Origin of the sequence: Achromobacter sp. SD115 (assembly GCF_017355315.1) — a bacterium.
GTDB classification, from domain to species: domain Bacteria; phylum Pseudomonadota; class Gammaproteobacteria; order Burkholderiales; family Burkholderiaceae_B; genus Achromobacter; species Achromobacter xylosoxidans_B.
The window spans coordinates 1-16,141 of the sequence record NZ_JADIJM010000018.1 but is presented as its reverse complement, the minus strand read 5'-3'; the positions used below and the strand labels follow the sequence as shown (position 1 = coordinate 16,141).

At 67.2% G+C, this 16,141-nt stretch carries 11 protein-coding genes; 9 read left to right on the top strand and 2 right to left on the bottom strand.

Annotation, left to right across the window (positions count from 1 at the left end; all coding sequences use genetic code 11):
* The first annotated feature begins 98 nt into the window (after nt 1–98).
* The 6 genes from IPU70_RS22790 (at nt 99) to phnE (IPU70_RS22765) (ending at nt 5,384) form a co-directional block, all read left to right on the top strand.
* The gene (locus IPU70_RS22790) at nt 99–914 is read left to right on the top strand and encodes an HAD-IIB family hydrolase (RefSeq protein WP_207470563.1); all 816 of its coding nucleotides are present in this window, start codon (nt 99–101) and stop codon (nt 912–914) included.
* A gap of 12 nt (nt 915–926) precedes the next feature.
* On the top strand, nt 927–1,745 hold the full coding sequence (locus IPU70_RS22785) for an IclR family transcriptional regulator (RefSeq protein ID WP_207470562.1): 819 nt from the start codon (nt 927–929) through the stop codon (nt 1,743–1,745).
* A 161-nt stretch (nt 1,746–1,906) separates the two neighbouring features.
* Nucleotides 1,907–2,905 carry a phosphate/phosphite/phosphonate ABC transporter substrate-binding protein gene (gene phnD / locus IPU70_RS22780; RefSeq protein ID WP_013396167.1) on the top strand — a complete coding sequence of 333 codons (999 nt, stop codon included), beginning with the start codon at nt 1,907–1,909 and terminating at the stop codon, nt 2,903–2,905.
* Nucleotides 2,906–2,911: 6 nt separating this feature from the next.
* On the top strand, nt 2,912–3,682 hold the full coding sequence (gene phnC / locus IPU70_RS22775) for a phosphonate ABC transporter ATP-binding protein (protein ID WP_013396168.1): 771 nt from the start codon (nt 2,912–2,914) through the stop codon (nt 3,680–3,682).
* A complete protein-coding gene (gene phnE, locus IPU70_RS22770; RefSeq protein ID WP_041654340.1) occupies nt 3,679–4,563 on the top strand; it encodes a phosphonate ABC transporter, permease protein PhnE in 885 nt (294 codons plus the stop codon). Before phnC ends, phnE (IPU70_RS22770) begins: the two co-directional genes overlap by 4 nt.
* Nucleotides 4,560–5,384, top strand: coding sequence for a phosphonate ABC transporter, permease protein PhnE (gene phnE / locus IPU70_RS22765; protein ID WP_207470560.1), 825 nt, complete (start codon nt 4,560–4,562; stop codon nt 5,382–5,384). The genes phnE (IPU70_RS22770) and phnE (IPU70_RS22765) overlap by 4 nt, the downstream gene beginning before the upstream one ends.
* Nucleotides 5,385–5,454: 70 nt before the next feature.
* Here phnE (IPU70_RS22765) and IPU70_RS32840 read toward each other — a convergent pair whose 3' ends face one another.
* Complete coding sequence (locus tag IPU70_RS32840) at nt 5,455–11,403, bottom strand: autotransporter domain-containing protein (RefSeq protein ID WP_242702651.1); 5,949 nt, start codon at nt 11,401–11,403, stop codon at nt 5,455–5,457.
* Between the two features lie 340 nt (nt 11,404–11,743).
* On the opposite strand from IPU70_RS32840, the gene IPU70_RS22730 reads away from it, so the two are divergent.
* The gene (locus IPU70_RS22730; protein WP_207470558.1) at nt 11,744–13,402 is read left to right on the top strand and encodes a CYTH and CHAD domain-containing protein; all 1,659 of its coding nucleotides are present in this window, start codon (nt 11,744–11,746) and stop codon (nt 13,400–13,402) included.
* Between the two features lie 78 nt (nt 13,403–13,480).
* Here the strand turns inward: IPU70_RS22730 and ftsY are convergent, their stop codons facing one another.
* The gene (gene ftsY / locus IPU70_RS22725) at nt 13,481–14,719 is read right to left on the bottom strand and encodes a signal recognition particle-docking protein FtsY (protein WP_371819052.1); all 1,239 of its coding nucleotides are present in this window, start codon (nt 14,717–14,719) and stop codon (nt 13,481–13,483) included.
* Nucleotides 14,720–14,924: 205 nt separating this feature from the next.
* On the opposite strand from ftsY, the gene rsmD reads away from it, so the two are divergent.
* Both rsmD and coaD read left to right on the top strand, forming a co-directional pair.
* Nucleotides 14,925–15,491 carry a 16S rRNA (guanine(966)-N(2))-methyltransferase RsmD gene (gene rsmD / locus IPU70_RS22720; protein WP_054451938.1) on the top strand — a complete coding sequence of 189 codons (567 nt, stop codon included), beginning with the start codon at nt 14,925–14,927 and terminating at the stop codon, nt 15,489–15,491.
* Nucleotides 15,492–15,549: 58 nt separating this feature from the next.
* Nucleotides 15,550–16,053 (top strand): pantetheine-phosphate adenylyltransferase, encoded by a 504-nt coding sequence (gene coaD / locus IPU70_RS22715; RefSeq protein ID WP_013396175.1) that lies wholly within the window; start codon nt 15,550–15,552, stop codon nt 16,051–16,053.
* Nucleotides 16,054–16,141: the final 88 nt, after the last annotated feature.

Genomic DNA, 16,141 nt, shown 5'->3' with positions numbered 1-16,141 from the left:
GAACCCCTATCCGGCCCTGCCGGCCCCGCCGGGCGGGGGCCTCCGGTAAACTTTCGCCCGGAGACCACCCCTTAAAAACCGAGCCAAGGAAACCCCACATGCAAGCCCTTGCGGCCATGCCTTTGACCGTCGCGGCGGCCGTCCGCGTCGTGCTGACCGACATCGACGACACCCTGACCACCGAGGGCCGCCTGCCGGCGGACGCCTACGCGGCGCTGGAGCGCCTGGAGCAGGCTGGCATCCAGGTCGTACCCATCACCGGCCGCCCGGCCGGCTGGTGCGACCATATCGCCCGCATGTGGCCGGTGCGCGCCGTGGTCGGCGAGAACGGCGCGTTCTACTACGCCTATGATCGCCAGGCCCGCCGCATGACCACCCACTACTGGACCGACGCCGCCTCGCGCCAGGCCAGCCGCCGCAAGCTGGACGCCATCCGCGACCGCGTCCTGGCCGAAGTGCCGGGTGCCGCCGTCGCCAGCGACCAGGATTACCGCGTGGCCGACCTGGCCATCGATTTCTGCGAAGACGTGCCGGCCCTGCCCGATTCCGCCATCAGCCGCATCGTCCAGATCTTCGAGGAAGCCGGCGCCCAGGCCAAGGTCAGCTCCATCCACGTCAATGGCTGGTTCGGCGACTATGACAAGCTCACCATGACGCGCACCATGTTCCAGCGCGAGTTCGGCGCGGACGTGGCCAACGCCCTGGACAGCACCCTGTTCATCGGCGACTCGCCCAACGACGAGCCCATGTTCGCCTACTTCCCGATTTCGGTCGGCGTGGCCAATATCCAGGCCCAACTGCACCGCCTGACGCACCGTCCCGCCTTCGTCGCCGCCTTCCACGGCGGCGCGGGCTTCGTCGAAATGGCCGACCGGCTGCTCGCCGCGCGGTCCACCCCAGCACAGCCGGCCTGAGGTCCGCACACCGTGGCGACATCCCCTTCCGCTTCCTCCCCGGCCGCCAACGATGGCCGCCGCAGCATCCAGTCGATCGAGGTGGGCGTGCCGCTGCTGGCCGCCCTGGTCGACGCCGGCAAGCCCCTGACCCTGCGCGACCTGGCCGCGGGCGCCGGCATGACCTCGGCCAAGGCGCACCCTTACCTGGTCAGCTTCATCCGCGTCGGCCTGGTGCAGCAGGACGCCATCACCGGCCAGTACGAACTGGGCCCCTTTGCCCTGCAGATGGGGCTAGTCAGCCTGCAACGCCTGGACCCGGTGCGCGTCGCCATGCCGGAAATCGCCAAGCTGCAATCGGAAATCGGCCATACCCTGGGCATCGCGGTGCTGGGCTCGCACGGCCCCACCATGATCCACATGACCGAAGCCAGCTACCCGGTCCACGTGAACATGCGCAAGGGCACGGTGATGTCCATGCTGCACACGGCCACCGGCCTGGTGTTCGCGGCCTGGCTGCCGCCCAAGGTCAGCGAACACTACATCGCGCGCGAGGAAGGCGACACCGCCGTCATCGCCAGCACCCCGCCCCCGCGCAAGGCCTCGCGCGCCAACATCGAGGCCCAACTGGCCGACATCCGCGTGCACGGCATGGCGCGCGCGCTGGGCAATCCGCTGCCGGGCGTGGACGCGCTGTCGGTGCCGGTCTTCGACAACACCGGCAATATCGTTCTGGCCCTGACCAGCCTGGGCCCCACCGGACTGTTCGACGTGGCCTGGGACGGTGCCATCGCCAGGCCGCTGCTGGCCTGCGCGCAGGAAATCTCGCGCAAGCTCGGGTACCGGACCTGATAGGCTGAAATTCGCGCAAAAACGAACATAAATCGAATAAAACGAACAAAAGCCGAAAAGAAACACAGGGACTTTCCCGAGTGCGTCCCCTCCTCTTCCATGTTTGAATTCAGGTTGAATTAAGTGACACGTCACACAAACAAAGAAAGAGGAGACACAAGATGCAAGCTCTGCGCCTGCTTCAAGCGGCCACGCTGGCCGCCTTCGCCCTGGGTGCGTCCGCCGCGCAAGCCGCCGACGCCTGCTCCAACCGCGGCGACCTGGACCAGATGTACTGCGACGCCAACAAGGATCTGGTGGCCGACACGCCCACCGATCCGGCCAAGCTGAAGACGCCGTCCACCCTGGTGTTCACCTACACCCCGGTGGAAGACCCGGCGGTCTACGAAGACATCTTCAAGCCCTTCACCAAGCACCTGTCCGAATGCACGGGCAAGCGCGTGGTGTTCTATCAGGTGCAAAGCAACGCCGCGGAAATCGAGGCCATGCGCTCGGGCCGCCTGCACGTGGGCGGTTTCTCGACCGGCCCCACTGCCTTCGCCGTGAACATCGCGGGCGCCGTGCCGTTCGCGGTCAAGGGCTACGCCGACGGCTTCCAGGGCTACAACCTGATCGTCATCGTCAAGAAGGACAGCCCGTACCAGAAGCTGACCGACCTGAAGGGCAAGAAGCTGGCGCACACCGCGCCCTCGTCGAACTCGGGCCACATGGCGCCCGTGGCGCTGTTCCCCAAGGAAGGCTTGACCCCCGACAAGGACTACAAGGTCATCTTCTCCGGCAAGCACGACCAGTCCGTCATGGGCGTGAACTCCGGCGACTACGACGCCGCCGCCGTGGCCTCGGACGTGTTCAAGCGCATGGTCGAACGCGGCCAGGTCAAGGAAGCCGACTTCCGCGTGATCTACAAGAGCGAGAAGTTCCCGACCTCGTCGTTCGCCTACGCGCATGACCTGGAACCCAAGTTCCGCGACCAGATGCTCAAGTGCTTCTACGACTACCGCTTCCCGGCGGAAATGTCCAAGGCCTTCGACGGCGCCGACCGCTTCTATCCGGTGACCTACGAGAAGGACTGGGCCATCGTGCGCCAGGTCGCCGAATCCGGTGGCGAAAGCTTCAACCGCGCCGCTTACGACCGCGAATCCGCCAAGAGCAAGAAGTAATTCCGTATGACGACGTCGCTACGCATTTCCGGCCTGGTGAAGGAATACCGGGCCGGCCGGCCGGTACTCAACGGCATCGACCTGCAGATCGCGGGACAGGGGCTGACCGCCATCATCGGCCCCTCGGGCACCGGCAAGAGCACGCTACTGCGTTGCATCAACCGGCTGATCGAACCCACCAAGGGCGAGATCGTGCTGCAGTCGCAGGATGGATCCGTGGACCTGGCCCGCGTGCGTGGCGCGTCGCTGCGCCGCGCGCGCCGCCGCATCGGCATGGTGTTCCAGGAATACAACCTGGTCGAACGCCTGACGGTCATGGAAAACCTGCTGACCGGACGGCTCGGCTACACCTCCGCCGTGAAAGCGTGGATGCGCCGCTTCGAGCCCGAGGACATCCAGCACGCCTACAAGCTGTTGGATACCGTGGGCCTGGCGGGCTTTGCCGACCAGCGCGCCGACGCGCTGTCGGGCGGCCAGCGCCAGCGCGTGGGCATTGCCCGCGCGCTGATGCAGCGCCCGCAGCTGCTGCTGGCCGACGAGCCCACCTCCTCGCTCGATCCCAAGACCTCCGTCGAGATCATGGAATTGCTATCCGAGCAGGGCAGCGCCACGGGCATCCCCGTCATCGTCAACATCCACGACGTCGAACTGGCCCGCCGCTACGCTACCCGCATCGTCGGCATGTCCGGCGGACACGTGGTCTATGACGGCGACGGCCAGGGGCTGGACGCCGCCATGCTCAAGACCATCTACGGAGGCGAGTCTTGGCTGGAATGATCCCACCCCAAGGCGCCCGCCCCTTCGCCATGTCCGGGCGCGCCAAGGCCGGCGTGCTGTTGTTGCTGGCCTATACGCTGTATGCCGGCGCGCAGCTGGACTTCAGCTGGGCCCGCTTCGAAACCGGCATGGGCCACGCCTCCACGTTCCTGGCGCGCATGTTCCCGCCCAACTTCGAAAAGCCCGCCACCTTGTGGAAGGGCATCGCGGAGAGCCTGGAAATCGCGGTGCTGGCCTCGGTACTGGGCATCCTCATCGCCCTGCCCATCGGCTTGCTGGGCGCGCGCAACATGATGCCGACCTGGGTCTCGTGGCCCGCCCGCGCCATCGTGGCGCTGTGCCGCGCGCTGCACCCCGTCATCGTCGCCATCCTGTTCGTCAAGGCCGTGGGCTTCGGCGCACTGGCCGGCATCCTGGCGCTGACGGTCGCGTCGGTCGGCTTCATCGGCAAGCTGTTCACCGAAGCCATCGAGGAAATTTCGCTCAAGCAGGTAGAAGCCGTGCGCGCCACCGGCGCGTCGTTCGCCAACGTAATCATCTTCGGCGTGCTGCCGCAGGTGTTCGCCCGCTTCATCGGCTTTGCGACTTACCAGTTCGACTCCAACCTGCGCAACTCCACCATGGTGGGGATCGTGGGCGCGGGCGGCGTCGGCGGCACGCTGTTCTCGGCGTTCCAGCGCTTCGACTACGATTTCGTCAGCGCCATCCTGCTGACCTTGATCGCCATCATCATGCTGGGCGAAATCCTGGCCGGCTTCGTGCGCGCCGTGTTCCTGGACAACCTGGGCTTTGACCGCATCCTGCAAGGCCGCTTTGCCGGCGCGCGCGGCATCGGCAGCAGCGCAACGCCAGTCAAGCGCCGGGCGGAGGTGGACGAATGAACGCCCACGCTTCCACCTTGAATCCGGCAGGCTCGCCGCGCGTCTGGCAACGCTACAGCATGGGCCAGCGCCTGCTGCGCTTCGCGCTCTACCTGCTGGTGGTCGCGGCCATCGTGCAGGCGATCCGCGGCGTCGAGGTCATTCCGGAGTTCCTGTACGACGCGCCCGAGCAGATGGCTGACCTGTTCCGGCGCATGTGGCCAATAGACTGGGCCTACTACCCGGAAGGCGTGCATGGCGCGCTGATCGAAACGCTGCACATCGCCACGCTGGGCACCATCCTGTCCGTGGTGATGGCGGTGCCGGTAGGCCTGCTGGCGGCCAACAACCTCACGCCCAGCAAGACCGTCAACATGCTGGCCAGGCTGATCCTGGTATCCAGCCGCTCGGTCAACTCGCTGGTGTGGGCGCTGCTGTTCATTGCCATCTTCGGGCCGGGCGCCCTGGCCGGCACGCTGGCCATCGCGTTCCGCTCCATCGGCTTCGTCGGCAAGCTGGTGGGCGAAGCCATCGAGGAAGCGCAGCGCGGCCCCATCGAAGCCGTCACCGCCACCGGCGCCAGCAAGGCCTCGGTGATCTGGTACGCCTACTGGCCGCAGATCCGTCCTGCCTTCTGGTCCATCGTGCTGCTGCGCTGGGACATCAACGTGCGCGAATCGGCCGTGCTCGGGCTGGTGGGCGCAGGCGGCATCGGCATGGCGCTGGACACGGCGCTGAACCTGTTCCAGTGGGACCGCGTGGCGCTGGTGCTGGCCGCCATCTTCGCGGTGGTCGTCGTGGCCGAAATCGTCATCACGCAGGTCCGCAAGCGCATCCTCTGACGCGTCCGCGGATCCCTACAGCGTTCCTTTGCTCCGCCCGGAAACGGGCGGTTTTTTTTGCGCCGGCGAATCAGAACCGCACGCTTACCCCGGCCCTGACACCGTGGTCCTGCGCCCCGCTTGCGAGCTGCCCTTGGTATGACAGATCGAACGACACCTTGCGCGACACCTGCACATCCAGCCCCGCTTCCAGCACCGCGCTGTTCTTCGCGATGGGTACGCCGACCACGGTAAATGCATCGCCAGCGGAGAATGCCTGGGTGGCTGTGGGCTTCAAGTCGCCGAAGGCGTAGCGCCAGCCCAGCGATCCCCGGGCCGTGGCTTGCGCGCTGCCCAGTTCGAAACTGGACATGACCCGCGAGCCGAGCGTCGTGTAGGTGGTCTCGGTGGTCTGGCTGCTTGCGCGCAACGCCGCAGCGCCGCCGCTTTCGCTGTAGCCGTCGGTCTTGAGATTGACGTAAGCCAGGTTGGCGAACGGTTCGAGCGCGGCGATGCGCGTGTCGATGCGATAGCTGAGGTCCGCAAAAGCCTGGACCGTGCGGCCATCGTAGTTGGCCTTGAGGCGATCAGAGTAGCCGGGCATGGAAACCGAGCGCCGCGTGGCGATGTCGTGCCAGCTGTAGGCCAGCCCGCCGCGCAGGCCCAGCGCGCCCCACTGGCCGCCGCCGTAGGCGCCAAGATGATAGTTGTCGCTGTCGCCCGATGACGCGCGGTCGCGCACGTCGAGATCCGTGCGGGTGTAGCCCGCCATCAGGCCCAGCCGCCAGGCGTCGGACACGGGCGCGTCCACGCCCAGCAGAAAGCCGCCGGTCGAGCTCTTGACCTGGGCGGCATTGCCGTCGCCATCGGTCTGGCGCCAGGAACCCAGGCCCTGTATCCAGCTGGCTGGCCCCGTCGCCGTTGCCGGAGCCAGGCGGGCGCCGCCCCCGGCGGACGCCAGCACCGGCGCCGCCGACGCGCCGACCGCGCCTGCGGCCGAGCGCAGGCGTTCGTTGGCGGCGTCGCGCACGTAGCGGCTGTCCTCCAGCAGCACGGTCTTGGCCGATGCATGGATTTCGCCGGATAGCTGGTCGAAGCTGGAGCGCAGCAAGCCCTTGTCGTCCGGCAGCACGGCGATCGCGTCGTAAAGCCCATTCCCCGCCGCCATGCCGATGCTGTCGATGGCGCCCGCCGCCGCGCGCTGGTTGCGCGTGTCGGCGGCTGTGGCCATCGCGGTGCCGTTGCGCGCCAATTCCAGCGACACGCGGCCCGCGCCGTAGTCGTAGCCGAGTTTCGGCGTCAGGAAGGCATAGTCGGACGTCACCGTGTCGAACCGGCCAGACAAGGCGCCGTCGGCCGCCAGTATCGTGTAGACGGAACGTAGCCCATAGTCACCGCCGATGCCGATATGCGCGACCGAGCCGCCATTGATCGTGGCATTGCCGGTGACATGGATGAGGTCGGCATCGGCACCCTGCGGATTGGTTTCCACGGCGTAGCGCGCGCCGCTCTCGATGACGAGATCGCCGTCGACGGTCAGCGTGCCGATGGAATTCCCTGGCGCCAGCGTGCCACCGGCCGCCACGGTCACCACCGAGCCAGCGCCCGAGCCCACTGTGCCGCGGCCTCCGAGCACGCCGCCCTGGCCGATATTGAGCGCGCCGCCAAGTTTGCCGTTCAAGGCCAGCCGGCCGCCCTGAATCGTGGTACTGCCGGTAAAGCCCGAGCTGTCGCCGCTCAGCGCCAGCGTCCCGGCGCCGCTCTTGACCAGCGCGCCGCCACCGGAGATGGCGCCGCCGAACGTTGCGTTCGCGCCTTGTTCGAACACCAAGGAGCCATTGTTGTCGACATTGCCCCGGATCGACCCGACATCGCCGATCAGCGTGCCTTCCTGGATGACGGTATTGCCGTAGGCGTTGCCCGCGTTGTCCAGTCGCAGCGTGCCGGCTCCGGTCTTGATCAGGTCGGCGTTGCCCAAGACTGTGCCAACCAGCCCCAGCGTTGCGCCGCCCGCCACCTCGAAGCGCCCGGCCTGCGTCAGCGTCATGGCACGCGCGGTATCGAAGGACGCCGACGCCGCCAGCGTGCCGCCGTTGAATGCCACGCCGCCAGACGCCGCGCCCAGGTTCGCATCGCTTGCGACCTGCAACGTACCGCCGGCGATCGTGGTGCCGCCGCTATAGGTGTTGTTGCCGCTCAGGACCAGCGTGCCGGCGCCGGCCTTGAGCAGCGACCGTCCATTCCAGCCCGTCGCGGCGTTGGCCGCCTGGTCTGCCAGATCCGCGCCGACCACGAACCGATTGGCGGCATCGCTCAGCGTGAACGTGCCATGCGCCAGATTGTTGTTCGCGGTCCAACTCAGGTCGTAGCTGGCGAGATACTGCAAGCCGTCGGCCGACTTGCGCGTATTGACCGTGAGATAGTCCACCGCGCCGTTGAAGCCGCCCACGCTCACCGACCCGAAATCGCCGCGGATGCCGTCGCGAGTGGAGATCAGCACCTTGTCGAGCTGGCTGGCGCTGCCTATGCCACTGAGGGCGAAGGCGACGCCCGCGCCCAGCGTCAGTCCGCCCGCCTGCAATGACGGGCCGCCCGCGCCGGCAGCAATGTCCAGAAGGGTGCCATCCGCCAGATTGACATCGCCCGCCACCGCCAGCGTCGCCGGCCCCTGAACCGACAGGGCGCTGCCCGCAGCGCCAACGTTCAAGTTGCCCGTCAGGCTGTTGGCCGCGCCCGCTACGCCATCGCCATACTGCAAGACGCCGCCCGTGACCTCGGCCGATCCCCCCAGGACGCCCTGCACCACCAGCCGGCCGCCAGACACGGTTGTCTTGCCGGAGTAGGAATTGCTGCCGTCCAGGCTCAGCGTGCCCGCGCCGTTCTTGACGAGCGCGCCGTTGCCGGAGATGGCGCCGGCAAAGCGCGCATCGGCGGCCTGCTCGAACAGCAGCCTGCCGATGTTGTTGATGTCGACGTTGCCCGAGATCGAACCGGCATGGCCGATCAGTGTGCCGGCCCGCACCCAGGTATTGCCGTAGGCGTTGGCTCCATTGTCCAGGCGCAGCGTACCCGCCCCGGACAGGAACAGGTCTCCGCTGCCCGTTATGGCGCCGCCCAAGCCCAATGTCGTGCCGGCAGCCACGTCAAAACTGTTTACCTTCGTCAGTTCGACCGCCCGCGCGGTATCGAAGCTGCCCATGGTCGCCAAGGTGCCGCCGTCGAAACTCAGACCGCCGGACGCGGCTCCCAGATTCGCATCGCTCGATACCTGCAACCGGCCTCCTGAAATCAGCGTGCCGCCGCCATAGCTGTTGCTGCCGCTCAGAACCAGCGTGCCATCGCCGCTCTTGGCCAGCGCGCCCGCTCCCGACACCGTGCCGGTCAGGCCCAGCGTGGCGCCAGCGGCCACGTCGAATCTTCCCGACTGCGCCAGCGACACGGTACGCGCGGTGTCGAACGAGGCCGTAGCGGCGAGCGCGCCGTCGCCGAAGGCCAGGCCGCCGGTAGCCGCGCCCAGATTGGCATCCCGGTCTATCTGCAGCGTGCCGCTGGCGATCGTCGTGCCGCCGCCGTGACTATTACTGCCGCTCAACACCATCGTGCCGGCGCCGTTCTTGACCAAGGCTCCAGCACCCGACACCGCGCCCGTCAGTCCCAGCGTGGTGTTCGCGGCCACGTCAAAGCGCCCCGTCTGTCCCAGCGTAACGGCGCGTGCCATATCGAAGCTGGCGGTGGTCACCAGCGTGCCTTCGCCAAAGCGCAGCCCCCCGGCGGCGGCGCCCAGGTTGGCATCGCGATCGACCTGCAACGTGCCGCCCAGGATGGCCGTGCCGCCGCTGTAAGTGTTGGCGCCCTGCAGCACCAGCGTGCCTGCGCCAGCCTTGGTCAGGGTCTTGCCGTCCCAACCGGCGGCGACATTGGCGGCCTGGTCGGAAAGTGGCAACCCCAGCGTGAAGCTGTTCGACGCATCCGTCAGCGTGAAAGTGCCATGGGCCAGATTGTTGCTGGCGGTCCAGCTCAGGCCGTAGGTGGCGAGGTACTGCGTGTTGTCGGCGGACTTGTGCGTGTTGACGGTGAGATAGTCGACCTCTCCGGTGAAGCCGCCCACGCTGACGGCGCTGAAGTCGCCATCGATGCCGCCCGTGGGCGCGTGGATCAACACGGTATCGAGCGCGTTCTTGTCGGCGAGGCCGCTCAGCCTGAACACCACGCCATCGCCCAGCGTGACTTTGTTTGCCTGCAATAGCGGACTGCCCGTGCCGGCCATCAGGTCCAGCACGGTGCCGTCGGCCATTTCCACATCGCCCGCGACCGCCAGCGAGGCGCCCCGCTGCACCGCCAGCGTGCTGCCGGCGCCGGAGACCTTCAGGTTGTCGCTCAGGGAGTTGGCCGCGCCCGTGACGCCATTGCCGTACTGCAAGACCCCGCCCGTGACGGCGGCCGAACCTCCCAATTGGCCCAGCACCACCAGCTTGCCGCCGGACACCGTGGTCCTGCCGCGGAATGAGCCATTGGCGCCCGTCAACAACGTGGTACCGGCTATCTGGTTCAGACTATGTGAGCCGGCGCCTGTACTCAACAGCGGCGTCGAAAACGTGTAGGCAGGCTCGGTATGGTTGAAGTTCACGGTCGCAATGCCGGCGCCGAACTGGATCGCGCTGGCATTGAGCGTGCCGGCACCTGCGGCCAGTTGCCCCGCCGCCGCCCCGATATTGATCGTGCCGGTGGTGGGAAAGATAAGAAACCGATCCTGCGCCAGGGAAATGGCCCCTCCACCGTTCACGCCGACGCTCACTGTGCCGCCTTGCGCGATCGTCAGGCTGCCCGCCCCCGTTCCTATGCCGAACCCCAGGGTCATCGCGCCGCTGTTGTCCCAGATGGAGCCGGCGCCGCGGACAACGACGTTGCCGCTGCCGCCCATGCTGCCCACATAGCTGTCTTTGTTCGAGACAAAGCCCCCCGATTCGATGGTCAACGTGCCCTGTCCGTTGACATCGCCCACCCTGAGCTCGCCGCCATTGGTCCAGGCGGAGCCGCCCCCCGACACCAGAAAGGCGCCGCTGCCGTTCTGGGTGCGCCCGACAACGCCATCGACGCTGGTCGCATATCCTCCCGCCAGGACCGACACGCTGCCCCGCCCGCCTTCGGAGCCAACCAGCAGCACCGCGCGATTGCTCCAAAGCGACCCGACACCGGAAACCGTCACTTTCGCCGCGTCGTTCTGCTGAGCATCCACCGTTGCAAACTGGTTCGAGACCGTGCCGCTACTGAAGATGCTCAGCTCTCCGGGCCCGGCGCCGCCGACGAAAAGGTTGTCCGTCAGCGCCCAGGTCGAGCCCGGGCTGAACACGCTGACCCGGGCCGTGGCGCCTGGCGCTTGTCCGGCGTCGATACGTCCTTCGGTGGTGCCCAGAATGTTGAGGATCTGCAGGTTTCCGCCCGTGACGGTGGTTTTGCCGACGAAGCCTGAACTATTACCGACCAGCCGCGTGGAGCCGGCATAGTGATTGAGCTGATGCGTGCCTGCATCCCTGCTGACCAGCGCCGCGGCGAAGTCGTGGAAGTTGTTGGTGTTGAAGTTCAGCGTGCCCGTGCCCGCGCCGAACTGGAGTAGCGACGTCGCCAGGAAACCGGCGCCCGCGGGCGCGGCGCCGGGAGCCGCGCCGATGTTGATCGTGCCGTTAGCCGAGGCCGAGTCGGCCAGAGTGAGCGTGTGGCCCGGCAATATCGTCACCTGGCCGCCATCGGCGGCGGTCAATGTTCCTACACCGGATATGCCCACGTGTAGCGGACCAACAACCGTCAAATTCAGATCTGAGTAGGATCCGAAAGTGGTATCGCCGGTAAGCGTGACCATCGGCCCTGCCTGCGCTTGGCCGGTCGCACCCAGGGCCGCCAGCAGCATCGCCATCAAGGGCAGGCGTCTGCGCGCAGATCTGCTTGCACGGCGGCCGCCCTTGCCTTGCCCGCGGGCATGCTCGCTTACAACCTGCCACAAGCCTGCGCTGCGGTTGAAGACGATGCGATACGTATGGTTCATTGGGCTCTTCTGTAATCGTGGCCCGCTCGGGCTGACGCCAGGCGGACGCGTGTGGAATCGGATGGCGCGGGCCGCGTAACCCGCCGATTACAATTAGAAAAGCGATTCGTAACCATGCATATCACTGAAACTGGGTAATTTCAGGGCTCATGTCTGCTCAAGCACGTCTGCCCGCCACTGTCCTGGTCCGCTACTCCAGCCAAAGATTCGCGCCCTTTGCCCCAGTTGTTGATGCGCCGCAAACCCGTCTATGCTCAATGTGAAATAAATATGACCGGTCATCAAATCGCCCCCCTCGTTTGATTAAGATCTCGGCTTTTGCCGTTGGACACCCGCCGCCATGTCGGAACAGGAATTGAAACTGCACGTGCCCGCGGCTTCGCGCCAGGCGGTGCAGCGAGAGATCAAGCAACGCGAGGCGACCCGTATCCGCCTGCATGCCATGTACTTCGATACGCCCGAACGCGAGCTTGCGCGGGCGCGCATCGCCATCCGGCTGCGCCAGGAAGGCCGCGACTGGGTGCAGACGCTGAAGATGCCCGGCATCAACGCCATCACGCGCATCGAACTCAATCACCCGCGACCGGGCCCGGTGCTGGACCTGTCGGTCTACGCCGGCACCGAGGTCGAAGCCGCGCTGGCGGCCGTCAAGGGCGAACTGGGCCTGCGCTACGAAACCGACGTGCAGCGGCTGCTGCGCAAGGTCCGCACACGCTACGGCACGGTGGAGCTGGCCTACGACACCGGCATCCTGCGCGCAGGGGCGCTGGAACTGCCGATCTCTGAACTGGAATTCGAACTGGTGTCGGGCCGCCCCGCCGCCATCTTCGCCGCAGCCCGCGGCTGGCAGCAGCGCCACAGCCTGGTGCTGGATCCGCGCAGCAAGTCCGAACGCGGCGATGCGCTGGCCCAGTTGGCTCAGCGCCTGGCAGATGCAGACGCCATCCCGGGCGATGACCTCGAAGCCCGCCGCGCCCAAGCCATCGCCCAGTTCTGGGCGCCGCGCGGCGCCGCATCGGTCAAGCTGCGCGAAGATATGACGGCGCCCCAGGCCATGGCGCGCATCGCGGCGGAATGCCTGGACCAGATCGCGCGCAACGCCTCGGTGCTGGCCGAGGTCGACACCGAAGGCGTCTACCGCGCCGGCAACTCCGAACACGTGCATCAGCTGCGCGTGGGCGTGCGCCGACTGCGTTCGGCCTGGAAGCTGTTCGACGGCTGGATCGCGCCGATTCCGGACGCCTTGCTGCAAGGCGTGCGCACGCACTTCGCCGCCTTCGGCGCCAACCGCGACCAGGACGTGCTGAACGAAACCGTGGCGCCCGCGCTGATACGGGCGGGCATGCCGGTCATCCCCATGGAAGCCGCGCCCCCGGAACAGGACGCGCGCAGCATCGCCGGCGGCAAGACCTTCCAGGCCTGGCTGCTGGACCTGCTGGAATGGAGCCTGGACGTGCCGCCGGCCCTGCCCGCCATCGACAACCAGACCATCGCCAACGGCACCCCCAGCGACACCGCGCCCGAACCCGCCATCCGGCTGGAAGGCGGCGTGGCCGGTCCCAGCGTCAAACCCACCATCATCCCCATGCTGGCGCCCGAACCCGATCCGCAACGCCTGCACAAGCAGCTCGCGCGGCGCCTGCATCGCTGGCACAGCAAGGTGGCCGACCAGGGCACGCAGTTTGCGACGCTGGACATCCCCACGCGCCACGAATTGCGCAAGCGCGGCAAACGGCTGCGCTACAGCCTGGCGTTCGCGGAATCACTGCTGCCCTCGGGCAAGCTGCGCGGCTATCGTAAGCTCTTGTCGCGCGTGCAGGACGTGCTGGGCGAGATCAACGACCTGGCAGTGGCCAAGGACTATTACGAGTCGTGTACCGCCACCCACCCGCAAGCCTGGTTCGCCCTGGGCTGGATCAGCGCCCGCCTGGAAGAACTGGCGGACGACGCGCAGAAAGCCTTCGACGACCTCGCCGCCAGCAAACCATTCTGGAAGTGATGCGGGCTTGAACGCAAAAGGGACGGCATGCGCCGTCCCTTTGTTTTTGCCAGCGCAAGCGCGCCGGATCCACGGGCATCAATCCGCCAGCAAGGCCCCGGCGAACTCGTCCGCCACGAAGGGCTGCAGGTCTTCCAGGCTTTCGCCCACGCCGATCCAATACACCGGGATCGGGCGCACGCCCTGGCTGCCCGCGGCCACGGCGGCCAGCGTACCGCCCTTGGCGGTGCCATCCAGCTTGGTCACGACCAGGCCCGTCAGATTGATTGCGGCGTCGAAAGCGCGGATCTGCGCCAAGGCGTTCTGGCCCGTGTTGCCATCCACCACCAGCAGCACCTCGTGCGGCGCGGCGGCATCCGCCTTGCCGATCACGCGGCGGATCTTCTTCAGCTCTTCCATCAGGTGCAGCTGCGTGGGCAGGCGGCCTGCGGTATCGACCATCACGACGCCCATGCCGCGCGCGCGGCCCGCGTTGACGGCGTCGAACGCCACCGCCGCCGGATCGCCGCCGTCCTGCGAGATCACCGTCACGTTGTTGCGGCTGCCCCATTCGATGAGCTGCTCGCGCGCGGCGGCGCGGAACGTGTCGCCGGCGGCCAGCAGCACGCTGGCGCCCTGGCGCTGGAAGGTGTGGGCCAGCTTGCCGATGGAAGTAGTCTTGCCGGCGCCGTTGACGCCGGCGATCATGACGACCAGGGGCTGGGTACGCTTCAGGTCGAAGGCACGTTCCAGCGGGCGCAGGTGGTCCGCCAGCAGTTGGCGCAGGGCCGTCTTCACCTTGGCCGGGTCCTCGATGCGTTCCTTCTTGACCCGGGCGCGCAGCGCGGTCAGGAGTTTTTCGGTGGCCTCCAGACCCGCATCGGCCATAATGAGCGCCGATTCGAGTTCCTCGAAGAGGTTCTCGTCGACCTTCACGCCGACGAAGATGCCGCCGATGCTCTGGCCCGTGCGCGACAGCCCCTGCTTCAAGCGGGACAGCCACGAGGCCTTCTTGGGAGCTTCAGCGACGGGCTCGGGAGCAGGCGCGGGAGCCGGTACGGCCGGCGCAGCCGCAACGGGCGCAGGAGCGGAGATCGGCGCCGGCGTTGCTACCGCTGGCGCGGAAACCGCGACAGGTGCGGGAGCCGCTGCCGGGGCAGGCGCTGGCGCCGGAACAGGTGCCGGCGCCGGAACAGGTGCCGGCGACGATGCCTGAGCGGGCGCCGGCGAAAATGCTGCGGGCGCAGCCGGCGCGGGCGTTACAGCCGGCGCTTCATGCGGCGCAGCAACAGGCGGAACAACAGGCGTTGCAGCCGGGGCGGCAGCAGCCGGGGCGATGACGGCCGGGGCGATGACGGCCGGCGCGGCGGCGGCCGGTTCGATGCCCGGTTCGCGGCGCGGCTCGGCGGCCACAGGCGCCGGCGTGACCGGGACGGCGGCGGGCTCGGCAGGCGCGGCTACGGCGTCTGCGGCCTCCGGCGGCGGCGCGGGTTGGACCGGCGCGGCGGGCGGAGGGGATTTTTTCTTGAAGAAGCGGCTAAACATGGGTAACAAGTATATTCGTATCGTCGGGGGCCAATACAGACGCACCCCCATTGCCGTACCCGACGTGGAGACGCTGCGCCCCACGCCCGACCGGGTGCGCGAGACGCTGTTCAATTGGCTCAATCACCTGTGGGGCGGCGAGTTCGCCGACAAGCAGGTGCTGGATCTGTTCGCCGGCAGTGGCGCCCTCGGCTTCGAGGCGGCCTCGCGCGGCGTGGCGCATGTGCAGATGGTCGAGCGGGACAAGACCGCCGCGTCCGCGCTGCGGACACTGCGCGACAAGCTCAAAGCCGACATGATACGCATCCACGTGGGCGACGCCATGCAGGTCGCCGAACGCATGGATGCGTCCCGGTTTGACCTGATATTGCTGGATCCGCCCTTCGGCCAGGGTTGGCTGCCGCGCCTGTGGCCGATTCTGCCGGGCATTCTGACCGAGCATGGGCTAGTCTACGTAGAGGCGGAAAGCCCCATCGAAGCCCCCGAAGGATTCACGATCTTGCGGCAAGACAAGGCAGGCGCGGTCCACTACCATCTGCTGGAATTTGCTGCATTGCGCAAATAGGTCAATAATCCGAGCTTCGGAGGATGGTGTACACCACTTATAACGGTACGGAGCTCGTATGATCACCGCTGTATATCCCGGCACTTTCGACCCGCTGACCAGAGGCCACGAGGATCTGGTCCGCCGTGCCGCCACGCTTTTCGACAAAGTCGTGGTTGGGATCGCCATTAGCCGCAACAAGAAGCCTTTCTTCAGCATCGACGAGCGCGTGGAAATCGCGCGCGAAGTGCTGGGCCACTATCCCAACGTGGAAGTGCAAAGCTTCGGCGGCCTGCTCAAGGACTTCGTGCGCGACCAGGGCGGCCGCGTCATCGTGCGCGGCCTGCGCGCCGTGTCCGACTTCGAGTACGAGTTCCAGATGGCTGGCATGAACCGCCATCTGCTGCCCGACGTCGAAACGCTGTTCATGACGCCCTCGGACCAGTACCAGTTCATCTCGGGCACCATCGTGCGCGAAATCGCGCAGCTGGGCGGCGACGTGAGCAAGTTCGTGTTTCCGTCGGTCGAGCGCTGGCTGCAGGAAAAGGCCAAGGAACGCCGCGAACAGTCCTGGCCGGGCTGAGCCCCGCCACCAGGTATTGCTCCACCCTCGAAGGGCGCGCACAGCGCCCTTCTTGCGCTGCGCGGCCGGGGCGGGCGGCGGCGGTACA

Excerpts from the sequence above, each read along its gene's own strand:
- IPU70_RS32840 (WP_242702651.1), bottom strand. The coding sequence starts at position 11,403 with ATGAACCATACGTATCGCATCGTCTTCAACCGCAGCGCAGGCTTGTGG.
- phnC (WP_013396168.1), top strand. The coding sequence starts at position 2,912 with ATGACGACGTCGCTACGCATTTCCGGCCTGGTGAAGGAATACCGGGCC.
- phnE (WP_207470560.1), top strand. The coding sequence starts at position 4,560 with ATGAACGCCCACGCTTCCACCTTGAATCCGGCAGGCTCGCCGCGCGTC.
- rsmD (WP_054451938.1), top strand. The coding sequence starts at position 14,925 with ATGGGTAACAAGTATATTCGTATCGTCGGGGGCCAATACAGACGCACC.
- IPU70_RS22790 (WP_207470563.1), top strand. The coding sequence starts at position 99 with ATGCAAGCCCTTGCGGCCATGCCTTTGACCGTCGCGGCGGCCGTCCGC.
- IPU70_RS22730 (WP_207470558.1), top strand. The coding sequence starts at position 11,744 with ATGTCGGAACAGGAATTGAAACTGCACGTGCCCGCGGCTTCGCGCCAG.
- coaD (WP_013396175.1), top strand. The coding sequence starts at position 15,550 with ATGATCACCGCTGTATATCCCGGCACTTTCGACCCGCTGACCAGAGGC.
- phnD (WP_013396167.1), top strand. The coding sequence starts at position 1,907 with ATGCAAGCTCTGCGCCTGCTTCAAGCGGCCACGCTGGCCGCCTTCGCC.
- phnE (WP_041654340.1), top strand. The coding sequence starts at position 3,679 with ATGATCCCACCCCAAGGCGCCCGCCCCTTCGCCATGTCCGGGCGCGCC.